The sequence below is a fragment of the Streptomyces sp. Tue6028 genome, from assembly GCF_002300165.1.
Taxonomy (GTDB): domain Bacteria; phylum Actinomycetota; class Actinomycetes; order Streptomycetales; family Streptomycetaceae; genus Streptomyces; species Streptomyces siamensis.
The window spans coordinates 177,351-197,683 of sequence record NZ_MLCE01000005.1 but is presented as its reverse complement, the minus strand read 5'-3'; the positions used below and the strand labels follow the sequence as shown (position 1 = coordinate 197,683).

Genomic DNA, 20,333 nt, shown 5'->3' with positions numbered 1-20,333 from the left:
CAGGTCACGTACGGTGCGGTTGACAGTTTCATAGTGTTTCGGTGGTCATAGCGTGAGGGAAACGCCCGGTTACATTCCGAACCCGGAAGCTAAGCCTTACAGCGCCGATGGTACTGCAGGGGGGACCCTGTGGGAGAGTAGGACGCCGCCGAACTAATATTGGAGCTCCGGCTCTTGGGCACACCGCCCGAGAGCCGGAGCTTTTTTGCGTTGAGGAGTGCTTCCGTCGGTGGCGCTCCACCCCCTCCGCGCCGTGGCTCGAAGGCTGCGGGTAAGGTCAGGGGGCATCATCGGCTCATTTTTCCCACAGGAGGCCCCCGGGTGGAGGTCCAGGAGACCCGTGTCCAGACGGACCGGGTCCTCACCATCCCGAACATCCTCAGCATGGCGCGCCTGGTCGGCGTACCCGTCTTCCTGTGGCTGATCCTCAGGCCGGAGTTCGGCGGCCCCAAGAGCGACGGCTGGGCGCTGCTCGTGCTCATGCTGAGCGGTATCAGCGACTATCTCGACGGCAAGCTCGCACGTCGCTGGAACCAGATCAGCAGTCTCGGCCGGCTGCTCGATCCCGCCGCCGACAGGCTCTACATTCTGTCCACCCTTGTCGGTCTCACCTGGCGCGAGATTCTCCCACTCTGGTTGACGGCCGTACTTCTGGCGCGCGAGCTGGTTCTCCTGGTGATGGTGGGCATCCTCCGCCGGCACGGCTATCCGCCGCCGCAGGTGAACTTCCTCGGCAAGGCGGCCACGTTCAACCTGATGTACGCCTTCCCGTTGCTGTTGCTGAGTGATGGAAGCGGATGGATCGCGTCACTCGCCGCCGTTTTCGGATGGGCGTTCGCAGGGTGGGGTACAACCCTGTACTGGTGGGCAGGAGTCCTCTACGTGGTACAGGTCCGCCGGCTTGTCAGGGCGGACGCCATGGCCGATTGAGCTCGGCCCGACTCGGTAGCGAAGACGCTCCGATGGCCCGCGCTCGAAATCTGCGGGACAATCTGGACGGGTGAAGTCGGCTAGACCGTCGTCTCTTCAAGGAGGACGCTTCCGACATGAAGGCCGTCGTGATGGCCGGAGGCGAGGGCACACGCCTTCGCCCCATGACCTCGAGCATGCCCAAGCCGCTCCTGCCTGTGGCGAATCGCCCGATCATGGAGCATGTGCTCAGGCTGCTGAAAAGGCATGGGCTCAGCGAGACCGTCGTTACCGTTCAGTTCCTGGCATCACTCGTCAAGAACTACTTCGGGGACGGCGAAGAGCTCGGCATGGAGCTCACTTATGCCAATGAGGAGAAGCCACTCGGTACTGCCGGGAGCGTCAAGAACGCCGAAGAGGCGCTGAAGGACGACGCTTTCCTCGTGATCTCCGGAGACGCGCTGACCGACTTCGATCTCACGGAGCTCATCAATTTCCACAAGGAAAAGGGCGCGCTCGTCACCGTCTGCCTGACGCGCGTACCGAATCCGCTGGAATTCGGCATCACCATCGTGGACGAAGAGGGTAAGGTCGAGCGCTTCCTGGAGAAGCCGACCTGGGGTCAGGTCTTCTCCGACACCGTGAACACGGGCATCTACGTCATGGAGCCCGAAGTCTTCGACTACGTCGAGGCCGATGTGCCGGTCGACTGGTCCGGTGACGTCTTCCCACAGCTGATGAAGGAAGGCAAGCCCATCTACGGCTATATCGCCGAGGGCTACTGGGAGGACGTCGGCACCCACGAGAGCTACGTCAAGGCGCAGGCCGACGTCCTGGAAGGCAAGGTCGAGGTCGAACTCGACGGCTTCGAGATCTCCCCCGGCGTATGGGTCGCCGAGGGTGCAGAGGTGCACCCCGATGCCGTGCTGCGAGGACCGCTCTACATCGGCGACTACGCGAAGGTCGAAGCGAACGCCGAAATCCGCGAACACACCGTGGTCGGCTCCAACGTCGTCGTCAAGAGCGGTGCGTTCCTCCACCGGGCCGTCGTGCACGACAACGTGTACATCGGTCAGCACAGCAACCTGCGCGGCTGCGTCGTCGGCAAGAACACCGACATCATGCGGGCCGCGCGGATCGAGGACGGCGCCGTCATCGGCGACGAGTGCCTCGTAGGCGAAGAATCGATCATCCAGGGCAATGTCCGCGTCTACCCGTTCAAGACCATCGAGGCCGGAGCCTTCGTCAACACCTCGGTGATCTGGGAGTCGCGGGGCCAGGCGCATCTCTTCGGTGCCCGAGGGGTCACCGGAATCCTGAATGTCGAGATCACTCCGGAACTCGCCGTGCGGCTCGCCGGCGCCTACGCGACGACCCTGAAGAAGGGCTCCACGGTCACGACGGCCCGTGACCACTCCCGAGGTGCGCGAGCACTGAAACGAGCGGTGATCTCGGCACTCCAGGCCAGTGCCATCGACGTACGCGACCTGGAGAACGTGCCGCTGCCGGTGGCACGGCAGCAGACCGCCAGGGGCAGTGCCGGCGGCATCATGATCCGCACCACGCCAGGGGTGCCGGACTCCGTCGACATCATGTTCTTCGACGGACAGGGCGCCGACCTGTCGCAGGGCGGACAGCGCAAGCTGGACCGGGTCTTCGCGCGACAGGAGTACCGGCGCGCGTTCCCCGGTGAGATCGGGGACCTGCACTTCCCGGCCAGCGTGTTCGACTCGTACACCGGATCACTGCTGAGGAACGTCGACACCACCGGGATCGCGGAATCCGGGTTGAAGGTCGTCGTGGACGCCTCGAACGGCAGCGCCGGGCTGGTGCTGCCCAGCCTCCTCGGCAAGCTCGGGGTCGACTCGCTGACCATCAACCCCGGTCTCGACGAGTCCAGGCCGACGGAGACGGCGGACACCCGGCGGGCCGGGCTGGTGCGCCTCGGCGAGATCGTCGCGTCGGCCCGCGCCGCGTTCGGGGTGCGCTTCGACCCGGTGGGCGAGCGGCTCTCCCTCGTCGACGAGAAGGGGCGGATCGTCGAGGACGACCGAGCCCTGCTGGTCATGCTCGACCTGGTGGCGGCGGAACGGCGCAGCGGTCGGGTGGCGCTCCCGGTGACGACCACGCGGATCGCCGAGCAGGTGGCCGCCTATCACGGAACGCAGGTGGAGTGGACGACCACGTCGCCCGACGACCTGACGCGGGTCGGCGGCGAAGAGTCGACGATCTTCGGCGGCGACGGGCGCGGCGGCTTCATCATCCCCGAGTTCAGCAGCGTGTTCGACGGCGCGGCCGCCTTCGTACGGCTCATCGGGCTGGTGGCACGCACTCAGCTCACCCTCAGCCAGATCGACGCGCGGATTCCGCGGGCGCACGTCCTCAAGCGTGACCTGGCGACTCCCTGGGCGGTCAAGGGCCTCGTGATGCGCCGTGTCGTGGAGGAGGCCGGAGACCGGTTCGTGGACACCACCGACGGCGTGCGGGTCGTGGAGACCGACGGGCGCTGGGTGATGGTGCTCCCGGACCCCGCCGAGGCCGTCACCCATCTGTGGGCCGAGGGCCCGGACGACGCCTCCGCGGAGGCTCTGCTCGACGAGTGGGCGGCGGTCGTGGACAGCGCCGGCCGGTAGCACGCGTGCGTGCCGGACAAGTGCCCCCAAGGGGGCCTGTCCGGCACGTTGGTGGGGCCATTCGGAGGTAGCACCCGCGACGTGCGACGATGTGCGGCATGCCGCAGCAGCCCCCCGTTCGGAGCAGCGCTCCTCGCCCCTCGCGCCCGGACGCCTCCATGTCGCTGCTCACCAACGTCATGGACCACAGCCTCGACGACGGATACGCCGAGGCAGCCGCCCGCAAGCAGGCCGAGGGCGCCGGCGGCATGCCGAAGACGGTCCGGGCGAAGCTGGGGCTCGCCGCCGGCCTCGTCCTCGCGGCCCTCGTGGTCACCGTGGGCGCGGCGAACGCACGCATAGCCGCCCCGGTCGTCGCCAAGGAGCGCCAGGAACTCATCGACCGGGTCGAACGCGAGACGAAGACCGCGGACAAGCTGGAGAGCACCGTCGACTCCCTGCGAGCCGACGTGAACGCCCGGCAGCGTGAGGCGCTCAAGAAGAGCGGCGGTGACCAGGCCGACCTGGTGAGCATCCTGTCGGGCGCGACCGATGTGCACGGCCCGGGTGTGAAGCTCGTCGTGAACGACGCCAAGGAAGCCAGTACGGGGGGCGGCGGGAACCCGCGGGAGACCTCCGGGTTCTCCGACACCGGACGCGTCCGCGACCGTGACATGCAGCGCGTCGTCAACGGCCTGTGGGAGTCGGGCGCGGAGGCCATCGCGATCAACGGGCAGCGTCTGACAGCCCTGTCGGCGATCCGTGCCGCGGGAGACGCGATACTGGTCGACAACAAGCCGCTGGTGCCGCCGTACACGGTGCTCGCGGTGGGGGACGGCAAGCGCCTCAGCACCAGGTTCCAGAACAGCGCCGACGGGTTGTATCTGCATGCGCTGCAGGAGAACTACGGCATCCGGACCGGCATTTCCGTCGAGGACGACATCCGGTTGTCCGCCGCACCGAGTGTGATCGTACGTACAGCACAGCCGAGCACAGAGAAGGGCACATCGTGATCGCCGTACTGGGCCTCGTCGTGGGAGTCGTGGCTGGACTGTTGGTCCGGCCCGAGGTTCCGGCGGTCGTCGAGCCTTACCTCCCGATCGCCGTCGTGGCGGCGCTCGACGCCGTGTTCGGCGGTCTGCGGGCGATGCTCGACGGGATCTTCGACGACAAGGTCTTCGTGGTGTCGTTCCTGTCGAACGTGGTCGTGGCCGCGCTGATCGTCTTCCTGGGCGACAAGTTGGGCGTCGGCGCGCAGCTCTCCACGGGTGTCGTGGTCGTCCTCGGCATCCGCATCTTCTCCAACGCCGCGGCGATCCGTCGGCACGTGTTCCGGGCGTGAGGCCGATGAGCAACGAGGACGAGAACCCCCAGGCTTCCGAGAACCCGAGGCCCTCCGACAGCGAGCGGCCCGTCGAGGGCCGGACACCGCCCGAGGAGCGCAGGCCCGCCGCGGACCCCCGGTCCGCCGAGGAGCGCAGGCCCGCCGCGGACCCCCGGTCCGCCGAGGAGCGCAGGTCCGCCGGGGACACCACCTCTGCCGCCGACCCCAGGTCTCCGGAGGGGCGGAGGCCTGCCCAGAACCCCGCTTCCTCCGAGGACCAGGCTCCCTCCGGGAACGAGGGGCGCGCGAAGGACCGGAGGCCGGCAGAGAGCCCCGCGCCGCCTCAGGCTCCCCAGCAGCCCCGGACGCCCCAGTCGCCCCGGCCTCCCCAGCCGACGCATCCTGTGCGGCCTTCCCAGCACTTCCGGCTGCCCGACGACGCCGAGCCGCCGCAGCCCGCGGGACCGACGCAGAGCGCTCAGCCGCCGCAGTCCGCGCGACCGGCGCAGGGCGGCCAGCCGCCGCAGCCGGGAGGGCCGGCTCAGGGTCCGAGGCAGTCGCAGCCGGTCCGCCCCCCTCAGGGTGCTCAGCCCGGGCGCCCGGTGCAGCCGGGACAGGGCGGCCGGTCGGCTCGGCCGGTTCAGGGCATGCAGCAGCCAGGTCCCGCGCAACAGCCCCGCCCTGCACAGCGGCCGGGCCCGGCGCAGCAGTCGGGTCCCGCACAGCAGCCCCGCCCAGCCCAGCAGTCGCGTCCGATGCAGCAGTCGCAGCCGCAGCCGCAGTCGCCGTCGGCGGGGCCGCCGCAGCCCGTCCGGGCCTTCGAGGGCCCTCAGCCGTCCAGGAAGTCGGAGCCTCCGCGCAACGTCCGGCCGCCCGGTGCGCCGGAGAACCGGCTGCGTAAGGAGCTTCCCCAGGAAGTACCCGCCGCGGATCGTTCCGGAAATTCCGGTACACATCAGCATGAAGAGGGCGCAGAGCCCTCGATGACCGGACGTCAGCGCCTGGTCGACGGACTGTGGCCGCCGCGCGTGTCGCGTGCCCAACTCATCGTCGCCCTGCTGCTGTTCGGCCTTGGATTCGGTCTCGCCGTCCAGGTCGCCTCCAACAGCGACAGTGGCAGCGCCCTGCGTGGAGCACGTCAGGAAGATCTCGTACGCATCCTCGATGAACTCGACAACCGAACTCAGCGTCTTGAGGACGAGAAGCAGGGTCTCGAAGATCAGCGCACCGAGCTGGAGAACAGCTCGAACCAGGCCGAGGAGGCTCGCAAGCAGACGGTCGAGAAGGAGAAGCAACTCGGCATTCTGGCGGGCACCGTGGCGGCGCAAGGGCCCGGCATCACCGTGACGATCGACGACGCGAAAGGGACGGTCAAGGCGGACATGTTGCTCGACGCGGTCCAGGAGCTGCGCGCGGCCGGCGCGGAGGCGATCCAGGTGAACGGCGTACGCGTTGTCGCCAACACCTTCCTGAGCGATTCCGACGGCGGAGTGAAGGTCGACGGGAACAAGATCGCCCAGCCCTATCGTTTCAAGGTCATCGGCAAGCCGCAGGACCTGGAGCCGGCTCTGAACATCCCCGGAGGTGTGGTGCAGACACTGGAGAAGGAGCAGGCCACCGTGACGGTGGACCGTGCGACCAAGATCGTGGTGGACGCCTTGCGACCGGCGAAGCGGCCTGACTACGCTCGGTCGTCCTCCCAGTGAGCCGGGGTCGCATGAGGGTCGTCCGGCGAGGGCATGAGGTTGCGGGGGGTCGGCGCACCGATTGGGTGGTGCGTGGTGGAAACTGTCTGGTGGTTACGGACGTTGTGAGGATGTCCGGGTCGACCGGTGTGTTCAATCAGGGTTCGTCCTGCCCCACGGGCGGGTCTGTTTCTGTCAAGGGGAATCGCCCGTGAAGTTGTTTGCGAAGTTGTTCGGCAAGAGCGCGCGAGAGGGCAGCGGTGACAACGCCACCGCCCGGCACCGTGCACCGCGCCAGGGAGACGCGGAGGCCCACGGCGGCGACCGCCCGCTGTTCCGTGACCAGGTCGCTGGTCCGGGTGGTGACATTTCCGGTGGTCAGGGCGCGCCGTCTGTTGACCCTGCCCAGTCCGGCCGCATAGGTTTCGGGGATCCGTCAACCTCAAGTGCGGGTGGAGGGTTTGCCTCCGACCCGTATGCGTCCCATGCCCCCGGTGGGCAGCCGCGGCAGGAGGATCCGTCCATGGCCCTGGTGTGTACGAGGTGCGGTAACCGCAACGCGGAGAACAGCCGGTTCTGTTCCAACTGCGGTGCGCCGCTGCGGGGCGGCGCCGAGCGTCCGTCCGAGACGACGTCCACGATCTCCATCTCCGGCATCGAGGCCTACGACGCCGAGGTGACGGGGCAAACGCCGTCGCCGATGCTCTCCCCGGAGGCGCAGGCGGCCGTCGACGCGCTGCCGCTCGGCTCGGCGCTCCTGGTGGTGCGCCGCGGTCCGAACTCGGGCAGCCGCTTCCTGCTGGACGGCGAGCTGACCACGGCGGGGCGTCATCCGCAGAGCGACATCTTCCTGGACGACGTGACGGTGTCGCGTCGCCACGTGGAGTTCCGTCGCGCGGCGGACGGCTCGTTCACGGTGGCCGACGTCGGCAGCCTGAACGGCACGTACGTCAACCGCGAGCGGATCGACCAGGTCGCTCTGGCGAACGGCGACGAGGTGCAGATCGGCAAGTACCGGCTGGTCTTCTACGCGAGCCAGCGGGCCATCTGACCCTCCCCCAGACTCCGTCAGGGGGGACCCCAGGGAAGGTCCATGCTTCAAACACCGAGCGGCGGTGCCGGCAGCGGTACCGCCGCCACGGACAATGGGCTGATGAGCATCGGCGTGGTGCTGAACGCACTGCGCGACGAGTTCCCCGAAGTCACCATCTCCAAGATCAGGTTCCTGGAGTCGGAGGGGCTCGTCGAGCCGCGGCGGACCCCCTCGGGGTACCGCAAGTTCAGCGCCCACGACGTCGAGCGCCTCGGTCACGTCCTGAGGATGCAGCGGGACCACTATCTGCCCCTCAAGGTGATCCGCGAGCACCTGGAGGCCCTGGAGCGCGGTGAGCCCGTGCGTCTGCCGTCCGTGGGCCGTCAGCGCGACGCGGGGGACGGCGAGCCCCTGGGTGACTTCCTGGGCGAGCCGGAGGCGCCCACGGCGGCCCGTGTGGGCCGTGCCGAGCTGCTGGCCGCCGCGGAGATCGACGAGCGGGACCTGGCGGAGTGGGAGTCCTACGGGCTGATCGCACCGCTGACGGACGGTGTGTACGACGCCGAGGCGGTGACCGTCGCGACGCTGGTCGTCGAGCTGGGGCGGTTCGGGATCGAGCCACGCCATCTGCGCGCGATGAAGGCCGCCGCGGAGCGTGACGCAGGGCTCGTGGACCAGGTGGTGGCCCCGCTGCGGCTCCATCGCAACCCGCAGACGCGGGCGCACGCGGAGGCCCGTACGAAGGAGCTCGCGGGGCTCACGGTGAGACTGCACGCGGCGCTCGTGCAGACCGCGCTGGGCGTACGACTGTCCTGAACCGGGGCGCCGGCCGGGGCTCCGGATCGTCCACCCGTTCTGTGCCCGACTACCCAAACGTCCCGGGCACGGCCTAGGGTTGCTGTGTGAACGAGCTCGATGTCGTAGGTGTCCGGGTCGAAATGCCCTCCAACCAACCGATCGTGCTTCTGCGTGAAGTGGGAGGCGACCGGTACCTCCCCATCTGGATCGGACCGGGGGAGGCGACCGCGATCGCCTTCGCCCAGCAGGGCATGGCCCCCGCACGACCGCTGACCCACGACCTGTTCAAGGACGTGCTGGAGGCAGTGGGCCAGGAGCTCACCGAGGTACGCATCACGGACCTGCGTGAGGGCGTGTTCTACGCGGAGCTGGTCTTCGCCAGCGGGGTCGAGGTCAGCGCACGGCCGTCCGACGCCATAGCGCTGGCGCTGCGCACCGGAACGCCGATCTACGGCAGCGACGGCGTGCTCGACGACGCCGGCATCGCGATCCCGGACGAGCAGGAGGACGAGGTGGAGAAGTTCCGCGAGTTCCTCGACCAGATCTCGCCCGAGGACTTCGGTACGAACAGCCAGTGAGGCCCCGCCACCGCCCATCGGTGGTGTCCGTAGAGGCGCGCCGGTCCCGGCGGCAATTGCCCGTGGCCCGTGTGGTGCGCCGCGGCCCGGGCCGGGAGCATTCGGCTAGCCTTTCCCCGCGGTGGGGCACGAGAAACCACTCTTAGGGTGATTATCACTCGGCGTGCCGAGTGTGGCGATCGTTGACGCACCCGTGGTGACTGCCTACCGTCGAGAAGGCAGGTCAAGGACGGAGGTCGGCGTGAGAAACAGCGGCGACGGTACGGCTGGGGGTGCCCCCGGACACGGTCTGGGGGAGAGCGGCCCGTACCCTCCCACCAGCGCTCGGCTCCGCTCGAGCAGGGGGTACCCCGACCACGGCGACACGGGCGAGCACGCTCCGATGCGGCCGGCGGCGGTGCCGGACGAGGGAGGGGCCGTTTCCGAGGAGATCGGCTACCGCGGTCCCACGGCATGTGCCGCCGCGGGCATCACCTACCGGCAACTGGACTACTGGGCGAGGACCGGGCTCGTCGAGCCGAGTGTGCGGCCCGCCTACGGATCCGGGACGCAGCGGCTCTACAGCTTCCGTGACGTCGTCGTCCTGAAGATCGTCAAGCGGTTCCTCGACACAGGTGTGTCGCTGCAGAACATCCGCACCACGGTCCAGCACCTCAGGGAGCGCGGCTTCCGGGACCTGGAGCGGATGACGCTGATGAGCGACGGCGCGACCGTCTACGAGTGCACCTCGCCCGACGACGTCCACGCGCTGCTCCAGGGCGGCCAGGGGGTCTTCGGTATCGCCGTGGGAGTGGTGTGGCGGGACGTCGAGGGCGCCCTGTCGCAGCTGCACGGAGAGCGTGTGGACACCGGCGAGACGCTCGTCGGGCACAACCCGGCGGACGAGCTGGCACGGCGGCGCAACCGGGCTGTGTGACCCCCGGGGCGTCCCCACGAGGGGCGTGCCGCTTCGCGGGCCCTCCCGTGCGCGGCGGGCCGCGCAGGGGCATTGTCAGTGGCGTGGTGCAGCATCGGACATGTGAGAACCGCGCCCACGATCCTGCATCTCGACATGGATGCCTTCTTCGCCTCGGCGGAACAGGCGTCCAAGCCGAGCCTGCGCGGAAAAGCGGTCGTCGTGGGCGGGCTCGGACCGCGCGGAGTCGTCGCCACCGCGTCGTACGAGGCCCGGGTCTTCGGTGTCCACTCGGCGATGCCCATGGCCCAGGCCCGCCGCCTCGCACCGAACGCCGCGTATCTCGTGCCCCGCTTCAGCCTCTACAAGGAGGTCAGCGAGCAGGTGATGGCGCTGCTGCGGGCCCTGTCGCCCCTGGTGGAGCCGCTGAGCCTGGACGAGGCCTTCGTGGACCTGGAAGCGGGGGGCACGGCCTGGGACGAGGGCTCGGCACGGCTCGCCGGGGTGAAGCTGCGCGCGGACATCCGTGCCGTCACGGGACTCACGGGATCGGTGGGCCTCGCCGCGTCCAAGATGCTCGCGAAGATCGCCTCGGAGCAGGCCAAGCCCGACGGGCTGGTCCTGATGGAGCCCGGCACCGAGCGGGCGCTGCTGGGGCCGATGTCGGTGCGGACGCTGCCCGGCGTGGGTCCCGCGACCGGGGATCATCTGCGGCGGGCCGGGATCACCACGGTCGAGGAGATCGCCGAGGCCGGCGAGGACGAGCTCGTACGGCTGCTGGGGAAGGCGCACGGACACGCGCTGTACGCGATGGCGCTGGCGCACGACGAGCGGCCCGTGGTCGCCGAGCGGGAGACGAAGTCCGTCTCGGTCGAGGACACCTATGACGTGGACATCCACGACCGGATGCGAGTCGGTCTGGAGGTGCAGCGGCTCGCCGACCGCTGCGTGCAGCGGCTGCGCGGGGCGGGACTGTCGGGGCGGACCATCGTCCTGAAGGTGCGCAGGTACGACTTCTCGACGCTCACCCGGTCCGAGACGCTGCGGGGGCCCACGGACGATCCGGCGGTCGTGCGGGAGGCCGCCGCGCGGCTCCTGGAGGCCGTGGACACGACCGGCGGGGTGCGGCTGCTGGGGGTCGGAGTCTCGGGGCTCGCCGACTACACGCAGGAGGACCTGTTCGCGCAGGCGCAGGCCCATGCCGCGGCGGAGGAGCCCGCCGACCAGGAGCACCCCGCCGACGAGGGGTCGCGCGAGTCCGGGGCATCACCGGAGGCGCCCGCCGAGCGCCGGTGGCCCGCCGGGCACGACGTGTGGCATGCCGAGCACGGGCACGGCTGGGTCCAGGGCAGCGGCCTGGGGCGGGTCACGGTGCGGTTCGAGACGCCCTACTCCGCGCCGGGGCGGGTCAAGACGTTCCGGACCGACGACCCCGAGCTGGAGCCGGCCGATCCGCTGCCCTTGGTCGTTCCGGTGGTCTCCCCGGACGCGTTGGAGCATCCGGGTCAGGGCTCGTCCGAGCCCGCGACCTTGCCGAAGTCACGGTCCGGCGGAGGCGGGGAGGGTGCCGCCACGTCGAGTCCGTAGTGGTGGTAGAGCTGGAGCTCCTGCTCGGGCGAGAGGTGCCGGCCCACGCCGAAGTCGGGAGCGTCCTTGATCAGAGCCCGGTCGAAGGGGATGCGCAGGGCCCCTTCCACGAGTTCACTGGGCTCAAGGGGCACGAAAGCGTCCCTGCTGAAGAGGCCTGTGCGTATGGCCGCCCACTCCGGTACACCGGTCGCGTCGTCGAGGTACACCTCGTCGATCGTGCCGATCTTGGTGCCATTGCGGTCGAACGCCTTGCGGCCGATCAGGTTGCGCGGATCGATGTCGGTCTGCACGGGCCCTCCACTTGGTCGCAACTCATCCGTAAGCACTACAAAAGAGCAGATTCAGGCAGGCGGCCACTCGAAGGATCGTGTCGTGTCCTCGCTGGTAGGCTGACAGCGGCTGCTGACCCCGTGCGGGAGAGTCCTCCAGACTTCATCGGAGGCGCCGAAGGAGCAAATCCTCCCCGGAATCTCTCAGGCTCACGTACCGCACGGACGAGGTCACTCTGGAAAGCAGGGCGGTCGCCGACGGCTTCCGCTCTCACCGACGGTGAAAACCGGCACGTCGGACGGGCCGGTGAAGCTCTCAGGTTGAGATGACAGAGGGGGAGGCCGTCGGGGTACCCGTGCCGGGGTGCCCCTCGAAGGTCGCGTCAGACCAGGAGGCCTCCGCAATGACCGCCCACCGCATTCCGCTCTCCGAGCTCGAACAGGGAATCCCCTTCGAGCAGCGCCACATCGGGCCCGACCTCGAGGCCAGGGCCAAGATGCTCGCCCACGTCGGATACGGCTCGCTCGACGATCTGACGGCCGCCGCGGTGCCGGACGTGATCAAGAATGCCGAGGCGCTGAAGCTTCCCGGCGCGCGTACCGAGGCGGAGGTCCTCGCCGAGCTGCGTTCCCTCGCGGACCGCAACGAGGTGCTCGGTTCGATGATCGGTCTCGGTTACTACGGCACGTTCACGCCGCCGGTGATCCTGCGCAACGTCATGGAGAACCCGGCCTGGTACACCGCGTACACGCCGTACCAGCCGGAGATCTCGCAGGGCCGCCTGGAGGCGCTCCTCAACTTCCAGACCGTGGTCGCCGAGCTGACCGGGCTGCCGACGTCGGGTGCCTCGCTGCTCGACGAAGGCACCGCCGCCGCCGAGGCGATGGCGCTGTCCCGGCGCATGGGCAAGAACAAGAAGGGCCTCTTCCTGGTCGACGCGGACGCCCTGCCGCAGACCATCGCCGTCATAGAGACCCGCGCGGAGCCGACCGGCGTCGAGGTCGTCGTCGCCGACCTCAGCGAGGGCATCCCGGCCGAGATCGCCGAGCGCGACATCAACGGCGTGCTGCTCCAGTACCCCGGCGCCTCCGGTGCCGTACGCGACATCAAGGCGGTCGTCGACCAGGCCCACGAGCTCGGCGCTGTGGTCACCGTGGCCGCCGACCTCCTCGCGCTGACCCTGCTCGCCTCGCCGGGCGACCTCGGCGCCGACATCGCCGTCGGTACGACGCAGCGCTTCGGTGTGCCGATGGGCTTCGGCGGTCCGCACGCCGGCTACCTGGCGGTCCAGGAGAAGTTCGCCCGCAGCCTGCCCGGTCGCCTGGTCGGTGTGTCCGTGGACGCCGACGGACACAAGGCGTACCGCCTCGCCCTGCAGACGCGCGAGCAGCACATCCGCCGGGAGAAGGCCACCAGCAACATCTGCACCGCGCAGGTGCTGCTCGCCGTGATGGCCGGCATGTACGCCGTCTACCACGGCCCCGACGGTCTGCGGACCATCGCGCGACGCACCCACCGGTACGCCACCGTGCTCGCCGCGGGTCTGACGGCGGGCGGGGTCGAGGTCGTGCACGGTGCGTACTTCGACACGCTGACCGTGCGGGTCCCGGGCCGGGCCGCGGAGATCGTCGCCGCTGCCCGCGAGCACGGCGTCAACCTCCACCAGGCGGACGCCGACCACGTGTCGATCTCCTGCGACGAGACCACCACGCGGCGCGAGCTCGGCGCCGTGTGGACCGCGTTCGGTGTCGAGGGCGACGTCGAGGCGCTGGACGCCACGGCCGTGGACACCCTGCCGGACGCGCTGCTGCGCACCGACGACTACCTCACCCACCCGGTGTTCCACCAGCACCGCTCCGAGACCGCGATGCTGCGCTACCTGCGCAAGCTGTCCGACCGCGACTACGCGCTCGACCGCGGCATGATCCCGCTGGGCTCCTGCACGATGAAGCTCAACGCGACCACGGAGATGGAGCCGGTCACCTGGCCCGAGTTCGGCCAGCTGCACCCCTTCGTCCCGGCCGAGCAGGCGCAGGGCTACCTCACGCTGATCACGGAGCTCGAGGAGCGGCTCGCCGAGGTCACCGGGTACGACAAGGTCTCGCTCCAGCCCAACGCCGGTTCGCAGGGCGAGCTGGCCGGTCTGCTGGCCGTCCGCGGCTACCACCGGGCCAACGGCGACGAGCAGCGCACCGTGTGCCTCATCCCGTCCTCCGCGCACGGCACCAACGCCGCGAGCGCCGTGATGGCCGGGATGAAGGTCGTGGTCGTCAAGACCGCGGACGACGGCGAGGTCGACGTCGAGGACCTGCGTGCCAAGATCGAGCAGTACCGCGACGAACTCGCCGTACTGATGATCACGTACCCCTCGACGCACGGAGTGTTCGAGGAGCACGTCGCCGACATCTGTGCGCAGGTCCACGAGGCCGGCGGTCAGGTCTACGTCGACGGCGCCAACCTCAACGCGTTGGTGGGTCTGGCCAAGCCGGGGCACTTCGGCGGTGACGTCTCGCACCTCAACCTGCACAAGACGTTCTGCATCCCGCACGGCGGCGGCGGCCCGGGCGTCGGCCCGGTCGGCGTGCGCGCGCACCTGGCGCCGTACCTGCCCAACCACCCCCTGCAGCCCGCGGCCGGTCCGGAGACCGGTGTGGGCCCGATCTCGGCCGCTCCGTGGGGCTCCGCGGGCATCCTGCCGATCTCCTGGGCCTACGTCCGGCTCATGGGCGGTGAGGGCCTCAAGCGCGCCACGCAGGTGGCCGTGCTGTCGGCGAACTACATCGCCAAGCGTCTGGAGCCGCACTACCCGGTGCTCTACACCGGTCCGGGCGGGCTCGTCGCGCACGAGTGCATCATCGACCTGCGCCCGCTGACCAAGGCGACCGGCGTGAGCGTCGACGACATCGCCAAGCGTCTGATCGACTACGGCTTCCACGCGCCGACGATGTCGTTCCCGGTGGCCGGGACGCTGATGATCGAGCCGACCGAGTCCGAGGACCTGGGCGAGCTCGACCGGTTCTGCGACGCGATGATCGCGATTCGCGCGGAGATCGACAAGGTCGGCTCGGGCGAGTGGGCGGTCGACGACAACCCGCTGCGGGGCGCCCCGCACACCGCCGCCGCGCTCGGTGGCGAGTGGAACCACGCGTACTCGCGCGAGGAGGCCGTCTTCCCGGCCGGTGTCTCGGCCGCGGACAAGTACTGGCCGCCGGTGCGCCGCATCGACCAGGCGTACGGCGACCGGAACCTCGTCTGCTCCTGCCCGCCGCTGGACGCCTACGAGGACTGATCGACACCGCGGACGCGGGCGGCTACGAGGAGTAGTCGCCCACGGACATGCGTCGGGGCCGGTTCGGAGAGTACGTCTCCGGGCCGGCCCCTCGTGTGTCCGGGTCGCGTGCCTGCGACCCGTGGTTGCCTCAGGCGGCCGTCATCACCTGTGCGCTGCCCAGCGGGCGGTGCGGGGCGATGATCTGACCGTCGGGCAGGAGCTCACCGGTGTCCTCGAAGAGCAGAACGCCGTTGCACAGCAGGCTCCATCCCTGCTCCGGGTGGTGCGCCACGAGACGGGCGGACTCCCGGTCGGCTGATTCGGCTGACGGACACGGTGGCTGGTGCTGGCACATGGATGGGATCTTTCGCTGGGTCGAGATGTGAGTGATGGCTGTGGTGTCTGTCCCGCGGCTCGATGAGTTCATGGCCGCCCCCCGTTGGTGTGTGGTCTGGAACCAGTGTTGCTCTACGGACGTCAATCCGCAGGGATTTCGCGGCACCGCTTCTTACAGGTTGATGACGCATCACCCGTGCGGACGGTTCATCCCAACTGCACTGTCTCTTCGGGTGGTTCGGGGTGGCCGAATAGGGCTAGTCCGGTCGGGGCGCAGGGCATGTCCTGCCTCGTACGAGCGCTGTGGAGCACCGACGAGCGCGTTCGCGCGGCGGTCCGGGACGGGCGGTGCGCAGCGGCGTGCCCCGCGGCCGGCGGAGCGGCGGCGGGGCACGGGAGCCGGTGCCTGTCGTGCGTGGTTCACGAGGGTGTCCGCCCGTGCGGGCGGATGGTCGCGGTCCTACGCGGGTGTGATGAGCAGCGGTGCGGGAGTGAGCCGGTGGGTGAGCACCGGCAGCAGCTCGGCGACGCTGTGCGGACGGTGTGCGGCGATGCCGGGCGGCGCCGGAGCCAGCGGGACGAGGAGGTCGGTGGCGGCGGGGAGCCCGGTGGCGGCGTCCGCGGTGCAGTCGCCGTGCAGCCAGAGCGTGAGCATGTACAGCTCGGGCACGGACAGCAGGCGTGCCTGGTACGGCTGCTGCATGGACTCGGCCTGACGTACGGCGCGTTCGGTCGCGGTGATGTACGGGCCCTCGAAGAAGCGGGAGAACGCCCAGCCGTCGGGTGTCAGCATGGTGTCGGCCGCGGCCACCGCGCGATCGCCGCTGCGGATCAGGAAGCGCCAGCCGGCGAGCCGGGTGGCCGGCGCGCCCTCGGGTGTGGTCCGGTCCAGGACGTGGACGGGCAGCGGGAGTTCGGGTGTGACGGGCCCCTGGGCCAGACGCAGGGACGGGGTGCGGGCCTCGCGGACTGCGGTGGGGGAACCGAGTGCCGTGAGGACGGTGCGAAGGGCGGGCGCGGGAGCCGGGGGGACATGCAGCGGCATGGTGGGTCGCCTCTCATTCGACAGGCATGGCAGCACGAGGGCGGGGGCGGACGGCGCTGTCAGCTCTCGGGGTCAGAGGGGCGTGGGGTCTGGATCTGCCGACAGGTTCCACGACCGCGAGCGCCAATTCTCTGCCTCGTTTGCGGAGTTTATACGACACGTGTTCAGACGGTGTTTCGTCTAGCCGTCCCGAATATGAAGAACAAGGCGTTATTCGGTCGATGAAACGAGGAGGTTCATCCCGATTCGGCGCGGGGGCGGCGCGATGACCTCGGAACGCTTCGCCGAAGCGGTCGGCCGATTCTCGTCGGCGTTTTTCACGAGATCATGTCGGGCCGTAACTTGCACATTGCCGCATGCCTCGTGAATGTGCCCGGGGCCCTGACTCCAGCGTAGCGGTCCGTGGGCTCGTCCGGGGGCGTTATGAATGGCGATGCCGGGGCATCATCCCACGTGACCCGGGACGCCAGGGGCCGGAGCATCGGCCGCCCATCCGAGGAGGGACACTTCGATGGGGGAGAAGGTCGTGGCAGGGCCGTTCGACCTGTCCGATCGCCAGCGCCACCGCGACAAGCTCCGCCAGTGTCTGACGGTGCTGGAGCGACTGCTGGAGGAGAAGAGGTTCGATCGCCCCAAGAATCTGATGGGCCTGGAGATCGAGTTGAATCTCGCAGGACCGGACGGCATGCCCAGAATGATGAATGCGCAAGTACTCGATCGCATTGCGAGCCGCGATTTCCAAACAGAACTCGCCATGTTCAACCTGGAAGTCAACATAGCCCCACACCGGCTCGGTGATCGGGTATTCGACCGGCTCGCCGAGGAGCTGCGCACCTCACTCGCGTACGCGCACCGAAAAGCGGGCGAGGTCGATGCCGGAATCGTGATGATCGGAATTCTGCCGACGCTCGGCCAGCGCCACCTGGTCCTTGCGAATCTGTCGGACGTCGACCGTTACACGCTGCTCAACGATCAGATCGTGGCCGCCCGGGGAGAGGACTTCGCCCTGGACATCGACGGCATCGAGCGTCTGGTGTGCAGGTCGCGTTCCATCGCGCCCGAAGCCGCCTGCACGTCGGTGCAACTGCATCTCCAGGTCACCCCGGGCCGGTTCGCGGACGTGTGGAACGCCGCGCAGGCGGTGGCCGCCGCGCAGGTCGCCGTGGGGGCCAACTCGCCCTTCCTGTTCGGCCACGAGCTGTGGCGCGAGTCGAGGCCCCCGCTCTTCCAGCAGTCCACGGACACCCGGCCGCCCGAGTTGCAGGCTCAAGGGGTCAGGCCGCGCACCTGGTTCGGCGAGCGGTGGATCTCCTCGGCGTACGAGCTGTTCGAGGAGAACCTGCGCTTCTTCCCGCCACTGCTGCCGATCTGCGACGACGAGGACCCGCTGGCCGTCCTGGACGGCGGAGGCACCCCCAAGCTCGCCGAACTCGTGCTGCACAACGGCACGGTGTACCGCTGGAACAGGCCCGTGTACGGCATCGCCGACGGCGTCCCCCACCTGCGCGTCGAGAACCGGGTCCTGCCCGCCGGCCCCACCGTCGTCGACGTGATCGCCAACGCGGCCTTCTACTACGGGCTCGTCCGCGCGCTCGCCGAGGAGTCGCGGCCCGTGTGGACGCGGTTGTCCTTCGAGTCGGCGGCCGCGAACTTCGACGCCGCCTGCCGGCACGGCATCGACGCCCGTCTGGAGTGGCCGCGGCGGGGCCGGTACGGCGGGACGACCCAGGTGGACGTGGTCAACCTGGTCCGGGACGAGCTGCTGCCGCTGGCCGCCGCCGGGCTGGACGCCTGGGGTGTCGAACCCGCGGACCGCGACCTCTACCTGGGCGTGATCGAGGACCGGTGCCGGCTGCGCGCCAACGGAGCGACGTGGCAGGCGGCCACCTTCCACCGAGCCCTGGAGAAGGGGCTCAGCCGGGAGGCCGCGCTGGCCGCGACCACACGGCGCTACGGCGAGCTGATGCATCTCGGCGAGCCGGTGCACGCCTGGCCGGTCGGGCTGCCCGAACCGGTGCCGCTCGGCTGATCGGTCCGTCGGCTCAGGGGGGCGGGTCAGCTTCGGCTGCCCGCCGCCACGATCGCCTTCAGGATCACCGAGTGGATCTGCGACGGGTCGTCGACCTGATGGCCCGAGCCGCCGGTCGCGTTGGCGATCTGCTCCATCTCCTGCCTGTCGGCGTCGGGGCCCACCGCGATCGCGATCAGCGGTACCGGCCGCTGCGGGTCGGTGAGCCGTTGCAGCTGGTCGACCAGGCTGGAGCGCGAGATGCTCCCGGGGTCCTGGTTGACGCCGTCCGTCAGGAGGACCAGGGCGTTGAACTTCCCCTTCGCGTAGGAGGAGACGGCCGCCTTGTACGCGGCGAGCGTGGTGTCGTAGAGCCCGGTCGCCCCGCCAGGGACGGGTTCGAGGGCGCTGAAGGCCGCCGAGAGCCGGTCCCGCTGGGTGTCGGCGCCCTTGCGGTCGCCGAGCCGCTCCGTCGGCACGAGCACGCGGTAGTCGCGGTCGCCGTCGAGACGGGTGGAGAACTTCCACAGTCCGATCTCGTCCTCCGGGGTGAAGGTGGCGAGGGCCTGCAACAGGGAGGCCTTGGTGACGTCCATCCGGGACTGGTCGGTCCCCGGCACGGGCTCGGACATGGAGGCGGACGCGTCGACCACGGTCGTGATCCGGGCGCTCTGCACCGTGATCGTCCACATGCCGAGAGCCTCTTGGAGCGCCTTCGCCGACGCGGGTTCCGCCGAGGCCTGCGCGTACGGCTGTTCGGGGCTGCCGCCGGCCCCGCTGACCAGGGAGTTGGAGGGGGTCTCCGTGTCCGTGCGGAACCCGTGCTTCGCGAGGATGCGCTGCGGTTCCGGCTCGCCCAGCAGGGTCATGAACCGCAGGGCGGCACGGCTCTCGTCGGTGCTCAGCTCCGGCTCGTCGACGAGGGCGAACGGATAGTCCAGCCGGGGTGCCCCGTCCTTGGGGTAGAAGAGGTCGAGCGTCTCGCCGCCGTCCGCCGCGGCGTTGTGCGCGAACGCTGCCTGTTCGGACAGGATCAGCGCCTGATTGCGCTTCGGGTTGCCCTGTTCGGTCCCCGAGGAGTCACGCGGGAGCGTGTCCAGGACCTGGCTGTCGCTGTCCGAGGTGCGCTGCGAGAGGGCCTTCGCCATGGCGGCCGCCTGGGTGTCGCCGCCCTCGGCACCCGCCGCGGCACTGCTGAGCTGTGTCAGCGCCAGCAGACCCGTCGCGCTGCGCGCCGGATCGGCCGCGCCCAGTTTCAGCCGGTCGTCCTGCATCGCGGCCCCGGTCAACTCGGTCCAGGTGTACGTCTTCCGGGGCCATCCCAGCGACTTCGCCGCGGACGGGACCATGGCGACGCCGACCGGGGAGGAGGCGATGTTGCCCGCGTTGGTCACCTGGGTCGCGGAGCTGTCCGCGGCGACGCGCCGCACCCACACGTCCGAGTCCGGCACCCATGCCTGGACGTCGGACTTCCGGCCCGCCCGCAGCGCATCCGTGACCTTGTACGACTCGCGCGCGCTCACGCCGACGTCGAGGCAGCGGCCGTCGGACGTGATGTCGTTCTTGCGGGCGTACTCGGCGACGGCCCGGAGGGCGGGCGCCACGTCCGGCGAGGCGGCCATCTCCAGGTGTACGGCGTCGTCCTGGCAGGATCCGCCGAACGAGAGCAGGCCGCCACGGACCGCGGCGGCGGTGCCCGCGGCGACCGTGAGGACCAGCACCGTCGCGATGGCCACGTTGCGGCGGCGCGCGCGTGGGCGGGGGTCGGCGGCACCCGCCCCGTACTCGTCGGGCAAGCTGTGACGTCCCATGACGGTGGTGCCCTCCCTGTTGAGCCCGGAGCCGCGAAACAGCCGTAAGGCAGGGGGAGGGGAGGTACGCCCCGTACGGTGTCCGTCCCCTGGACGGCCTGTCGCGCACGATCTTCGTAACTTCTTTCGAGACCCTAGCGGGGTCAAGATGGGGATGCGGCGGGATTA

General features: G+C 69.7%; 16 protein-coding genes, 1 rRNA gene and 1 riboswitch. Of the genes, 13 read left to right on the top strand and 4 right to left on the bottom strand.

Annotation, left to right across the window (positions count from 1 at the left end):
* Nucleotides 1-37 precede the first annotated feature (37 nt).
* The 11 genes from rrf to BKI49_RS04665 all read left to right on the top strand — a co-directional run bounded on the left by rrf (nt 38) and on the right by BKI49_RS04665 (nt 11,421).
* Nucleotides 38-154, top strand: a 5S ribosomal RNA gene (gene rrf, locus BKI49_RS04715).
* Between the two features lie 167 nt (nt 155-321).
* Complete coding sequence (locus BKI49_RS04710) at nt 322-930, top strand: cardiolipin synthase ClsA (protein ID WP_095932914.1); 609 nt, start codon at nt 322-324, stop codon at nt 928-930.
* 116 nt (nt 931-1,046) lie between these two features.
* The gene (locus tag BKI49_RS04705) at nt 1,047-3,542 is read left to right on the top strand and encodes a mannose-1-phosphate guanyltransferase (RefSeq protein ID WP_095932913.1); all 2,496 of its coding nucleotides are present in this window, start codon (nt 1,047-1,049) and stop codon (nt 3,540-3,542) included.
* Nucleotides 3,543-3,640: 98 nt separating this feature from the next.
* The gene (locus BKI49_RS04700) at nt 3,641-4,534 is read left to right on the top strand and encodes a DUF881 domain-containing protein (protein WP_257004620.1); all 894 of its coding nucleotides are present in this window, start codon (nt 3,641-3,643) and stop codon (nt 4,532-4,534) included.
* On the top strand, nt 4,531-4,863 hold the full coding sequence (locus tag BKI49_RS04695) for a small basic family protein (RefSeq protein ID WP_003988855.1): 333 nt from the start codon (nt 4,531-4,533) through the stop codon (nt 4,861-4,863). The genes BKI49_RS04700 and BKI49_RS04695 overlap by 4 nt, the downstream gene beginning before the upstream one ends.
* Before the next feature lie 737 nt (nt 4,864-5,600).
* The gene (locus tag BKI49_RS04690) at nt 5,601-6,551 is read left to right on the top strand and encodes a DUF881 domain-containing protein (RefSeq protein WP_095932911.1); all 951 of its coding nucleotides are present in this window, start codon (nt 5,601-5,603) and stop codon (nt 6,549-6,551) included.
* A gap of 61 nt (nt 6,552-6,612) precedes the next feature.
* Complete coding sequence (locus tag BKI49_RS04685) at nt 6,613-7,581, top strand: FHA domain-containing protein (RefSeq protein WP_095932910.1); 969 nt, start codon at nt 6,613-6,615, stop codon at nt 7,579-7,581.
* A gap of 42 nt (nt 7,582-7,623) precedes the next feature.
* Nucleotides 7,624-8,379 (top strand): transcriptional regulator FtsR, encoded by a 756-nt coding sequence (gene ftsR / locus BKI49_RS04680; RefSeq protein WP_095932909.1) that lies wholly within the window; start codon nt 7,624-7,626, stop codon nt 8,377-8,379.
* Nucleotides 8,380-8,465: 86 nt separating this feature from the next.
* The gene (locus BKI49_RS04675; protein WP_006123076.1) at nt 8,466-8,939 is read left to right on the top strand and encodes a bifunctional nuclease family protein; all 474 of its coding nucleotides are present in this window, start codon (nt 8,466-8,468) and stop codon (nt 8,937-8,939) included.
* 241 nt (nt 8,940-9,180) lie between these two features.
* On the top strand, nt 9,181-9,855 hold the full coding sequence (locus tag BKI49_RS04670) for a MerR family transcriptional regulator (RefSeq protein ID WP_257004619.1): 675 nt from the start codon (nt 9,181-9,183) through the stop codon (nt 9,853-9,855).
* Nucleotides 9,856-9,957: 102 nt separating this feature from the next.
* Nucleotides 9,958-11,421: a DNA polymerase IV gene (locus BKI49_RS04665; RefSeq protein WP_095932907.1), complete on the top strand. Its 1,464-nt coding sequence runs from the start codon at nt 9,958-9,960 to the stop codon at nt 11,419-11,421.
* On the opposite strand, the gene BKI49_RS04660 is transcribed toward BKI49_RS04665, so the two are convergent.
* Nucleotides 11,340-11,714 carry a PRC-barrel domain-containing protein gene (locus BKI49_RS04660; protein ID WP_028800503.1) on the bottom strand — a complete coding sequence of 125 codons (375 nt, stop codon included), beginning with the start codon at nt 11,712-11,714 and terminating at the stop codon, nt 11,340-11,342. The genes BKI49_RS04665 and BKI49_RS04660 overlap by 82 nt on opposite strands.
* A 113-nt stretch (nt 11,715-11,827) precedes the next feature.
* A riboswitch (glycine riboswitch) is annotated at nt 11,828-11,923 on the top strand.
* A gap of 174 nt (nt 11,924-12,097) precedes the next feature.
* Between BKI49_RS04660 and gcvP the strand changes: the two genes are divergently transcribed.
* Nucleotides 12,098-14,983, top strand: a complete 2,886-nt coding sequence (gene gcvP / locus BKI49_RS04655; protein ID WP_095932905.1) for an aminomethyl-transferring glycine dehydrogenase — start codon at nt 12,098-12,100, stop codon at nt 14,981-14,983.
* Between the two features lie 130 nt (nt 14,984-15,113).
* Here the strand turns inward: gcvP and BKI49_RS04650 are convergent, their stop codons facing one another.
* Together BKI49_RS04650 and BKI49_RS04645 are read right to left on the bottom strand one after the other, a co-directional pair.
* Nucleotides 15,114-15,320, bottom strand: a complete 207-nt coding sequence (locus BKI49_RS04650; RefSeq protein WP_095932904.1) for a DUF5999 family protein — start codon at nt 15,318-15,320, stop codon at nt 15,114-15,116.
* Nucleotides 15,321-15,761: 441 nt separating this feature from the next.
* Complete coding sequence (locus BKI49_RS04645; RefSeq protein ID WP_095932903.1) at nt 15,762-16,346, bottom strand: hypothetical protein; 585 nt, start codon at nt 16,344-16,346, stop codon at nt 15,762-15,764.
* 511 nt (nt 16,347-16,857) lie between these two features.
* Here BKI49_RS04645 and BKI49_RS04640 point away from each other — a divergent pair.
* Entirely contained in the window at nt 16,858-18,375 is a 1,518-nt protein-coding gene (locus BKI49_RS04640) for a glutamate-cysteine ligase family protein (protein ID WP_095932902.1), read from the top strand.
* Nucleotides 18,376-18,401: 26 nt separating this feature from the next.
* On the opposite strand, the gene BKI49_RS04635 is transcribed toward BKI49_RS04640, so the two are convergent.
* A complete protein-coding gene (locus BKI49_RS04635) occupies nt 18,402-20,165 on the bottom strand; it encodes a substrate-binding and VWA domain-containing protein (RefSeq protein WP_095932901.1) in 1,764 nt (587 codons plus the stop codon).
* Nucleotides 20,166-20,333: the final 168 nt, after the last annotated feature.

What these genes read in the sequence shown, in the direction of transcription:
- BKI49_RS04705 (WP_095932913.1), top strand. Translation starts at nt 1,047, where the DNA reads ATGAAGGCCGTCGTGATGGCCGGAGGCGAGGGCACACGCCTTCGCCCC.
- BKI49_RS04700 (WP_257004620.1), top strand. Translation starts at nt 3,641, where the DNA reads ATGCCGCAGCAGCCCCCCGTTCGGAGCAGCGCTCCTCGCCCCTCGCGC.
- BKI49_RS04690 (WP_095932911.1), top strand. Translation starts at nt 5,601, where the DNA reads ATGCAGCAGTCGCAGCCGCAGCCGCAGTCGCCGTCGGCGGGGCCGCCG.
- ftsR (WP_095932909.1), top strand. Translation starts at nt 7,624, where the DNA reads ATGCTTCAAACACCGAGCGGCGGTGCCGGCAGCGGTACCGCCGCCACG.
- gcvP (WP_095932905.1), top strand. Translation starts at nt 12,098, where the DNA reads ATGACCGCCCACCGCATTCCGCTCTCCGAGCTCGAACAGGGAATCCCC.
- BKI49_RS04650 (WP_095932904.1), bottom strand. Translation starts at nt 15,320, where the DNA reads ATGTGCCAGCACCAGCCACCGTGTCCGTCAGCCGAATCAGCCGACCGG.
- BKI49_RS04645 (WP_095932903.1), bottom strand. Translation starts at nt 16,346, where the DNA reads ATGCCGCTGCATGTCCCCCCGGCTCCCGCGCCCGCCCTTCGCACCGTC.
- BKI49_RS04640 (WP_095932902.1), top strand. Translation starts at nt 16,858, where the DNA reads ATGGGGGAGAAGGTCGTGGCAGGGCCGTTCGACCTGTCCGATCGCCAG.
- BKI49_RS04635 (WP_095932901.1), bottom strand. Translation starts at nt 20,165, where the DNA reads ATGGGACGTCACAGCTTGCCCGACGAGTACGGGGCGGGTGCCGCCGAC.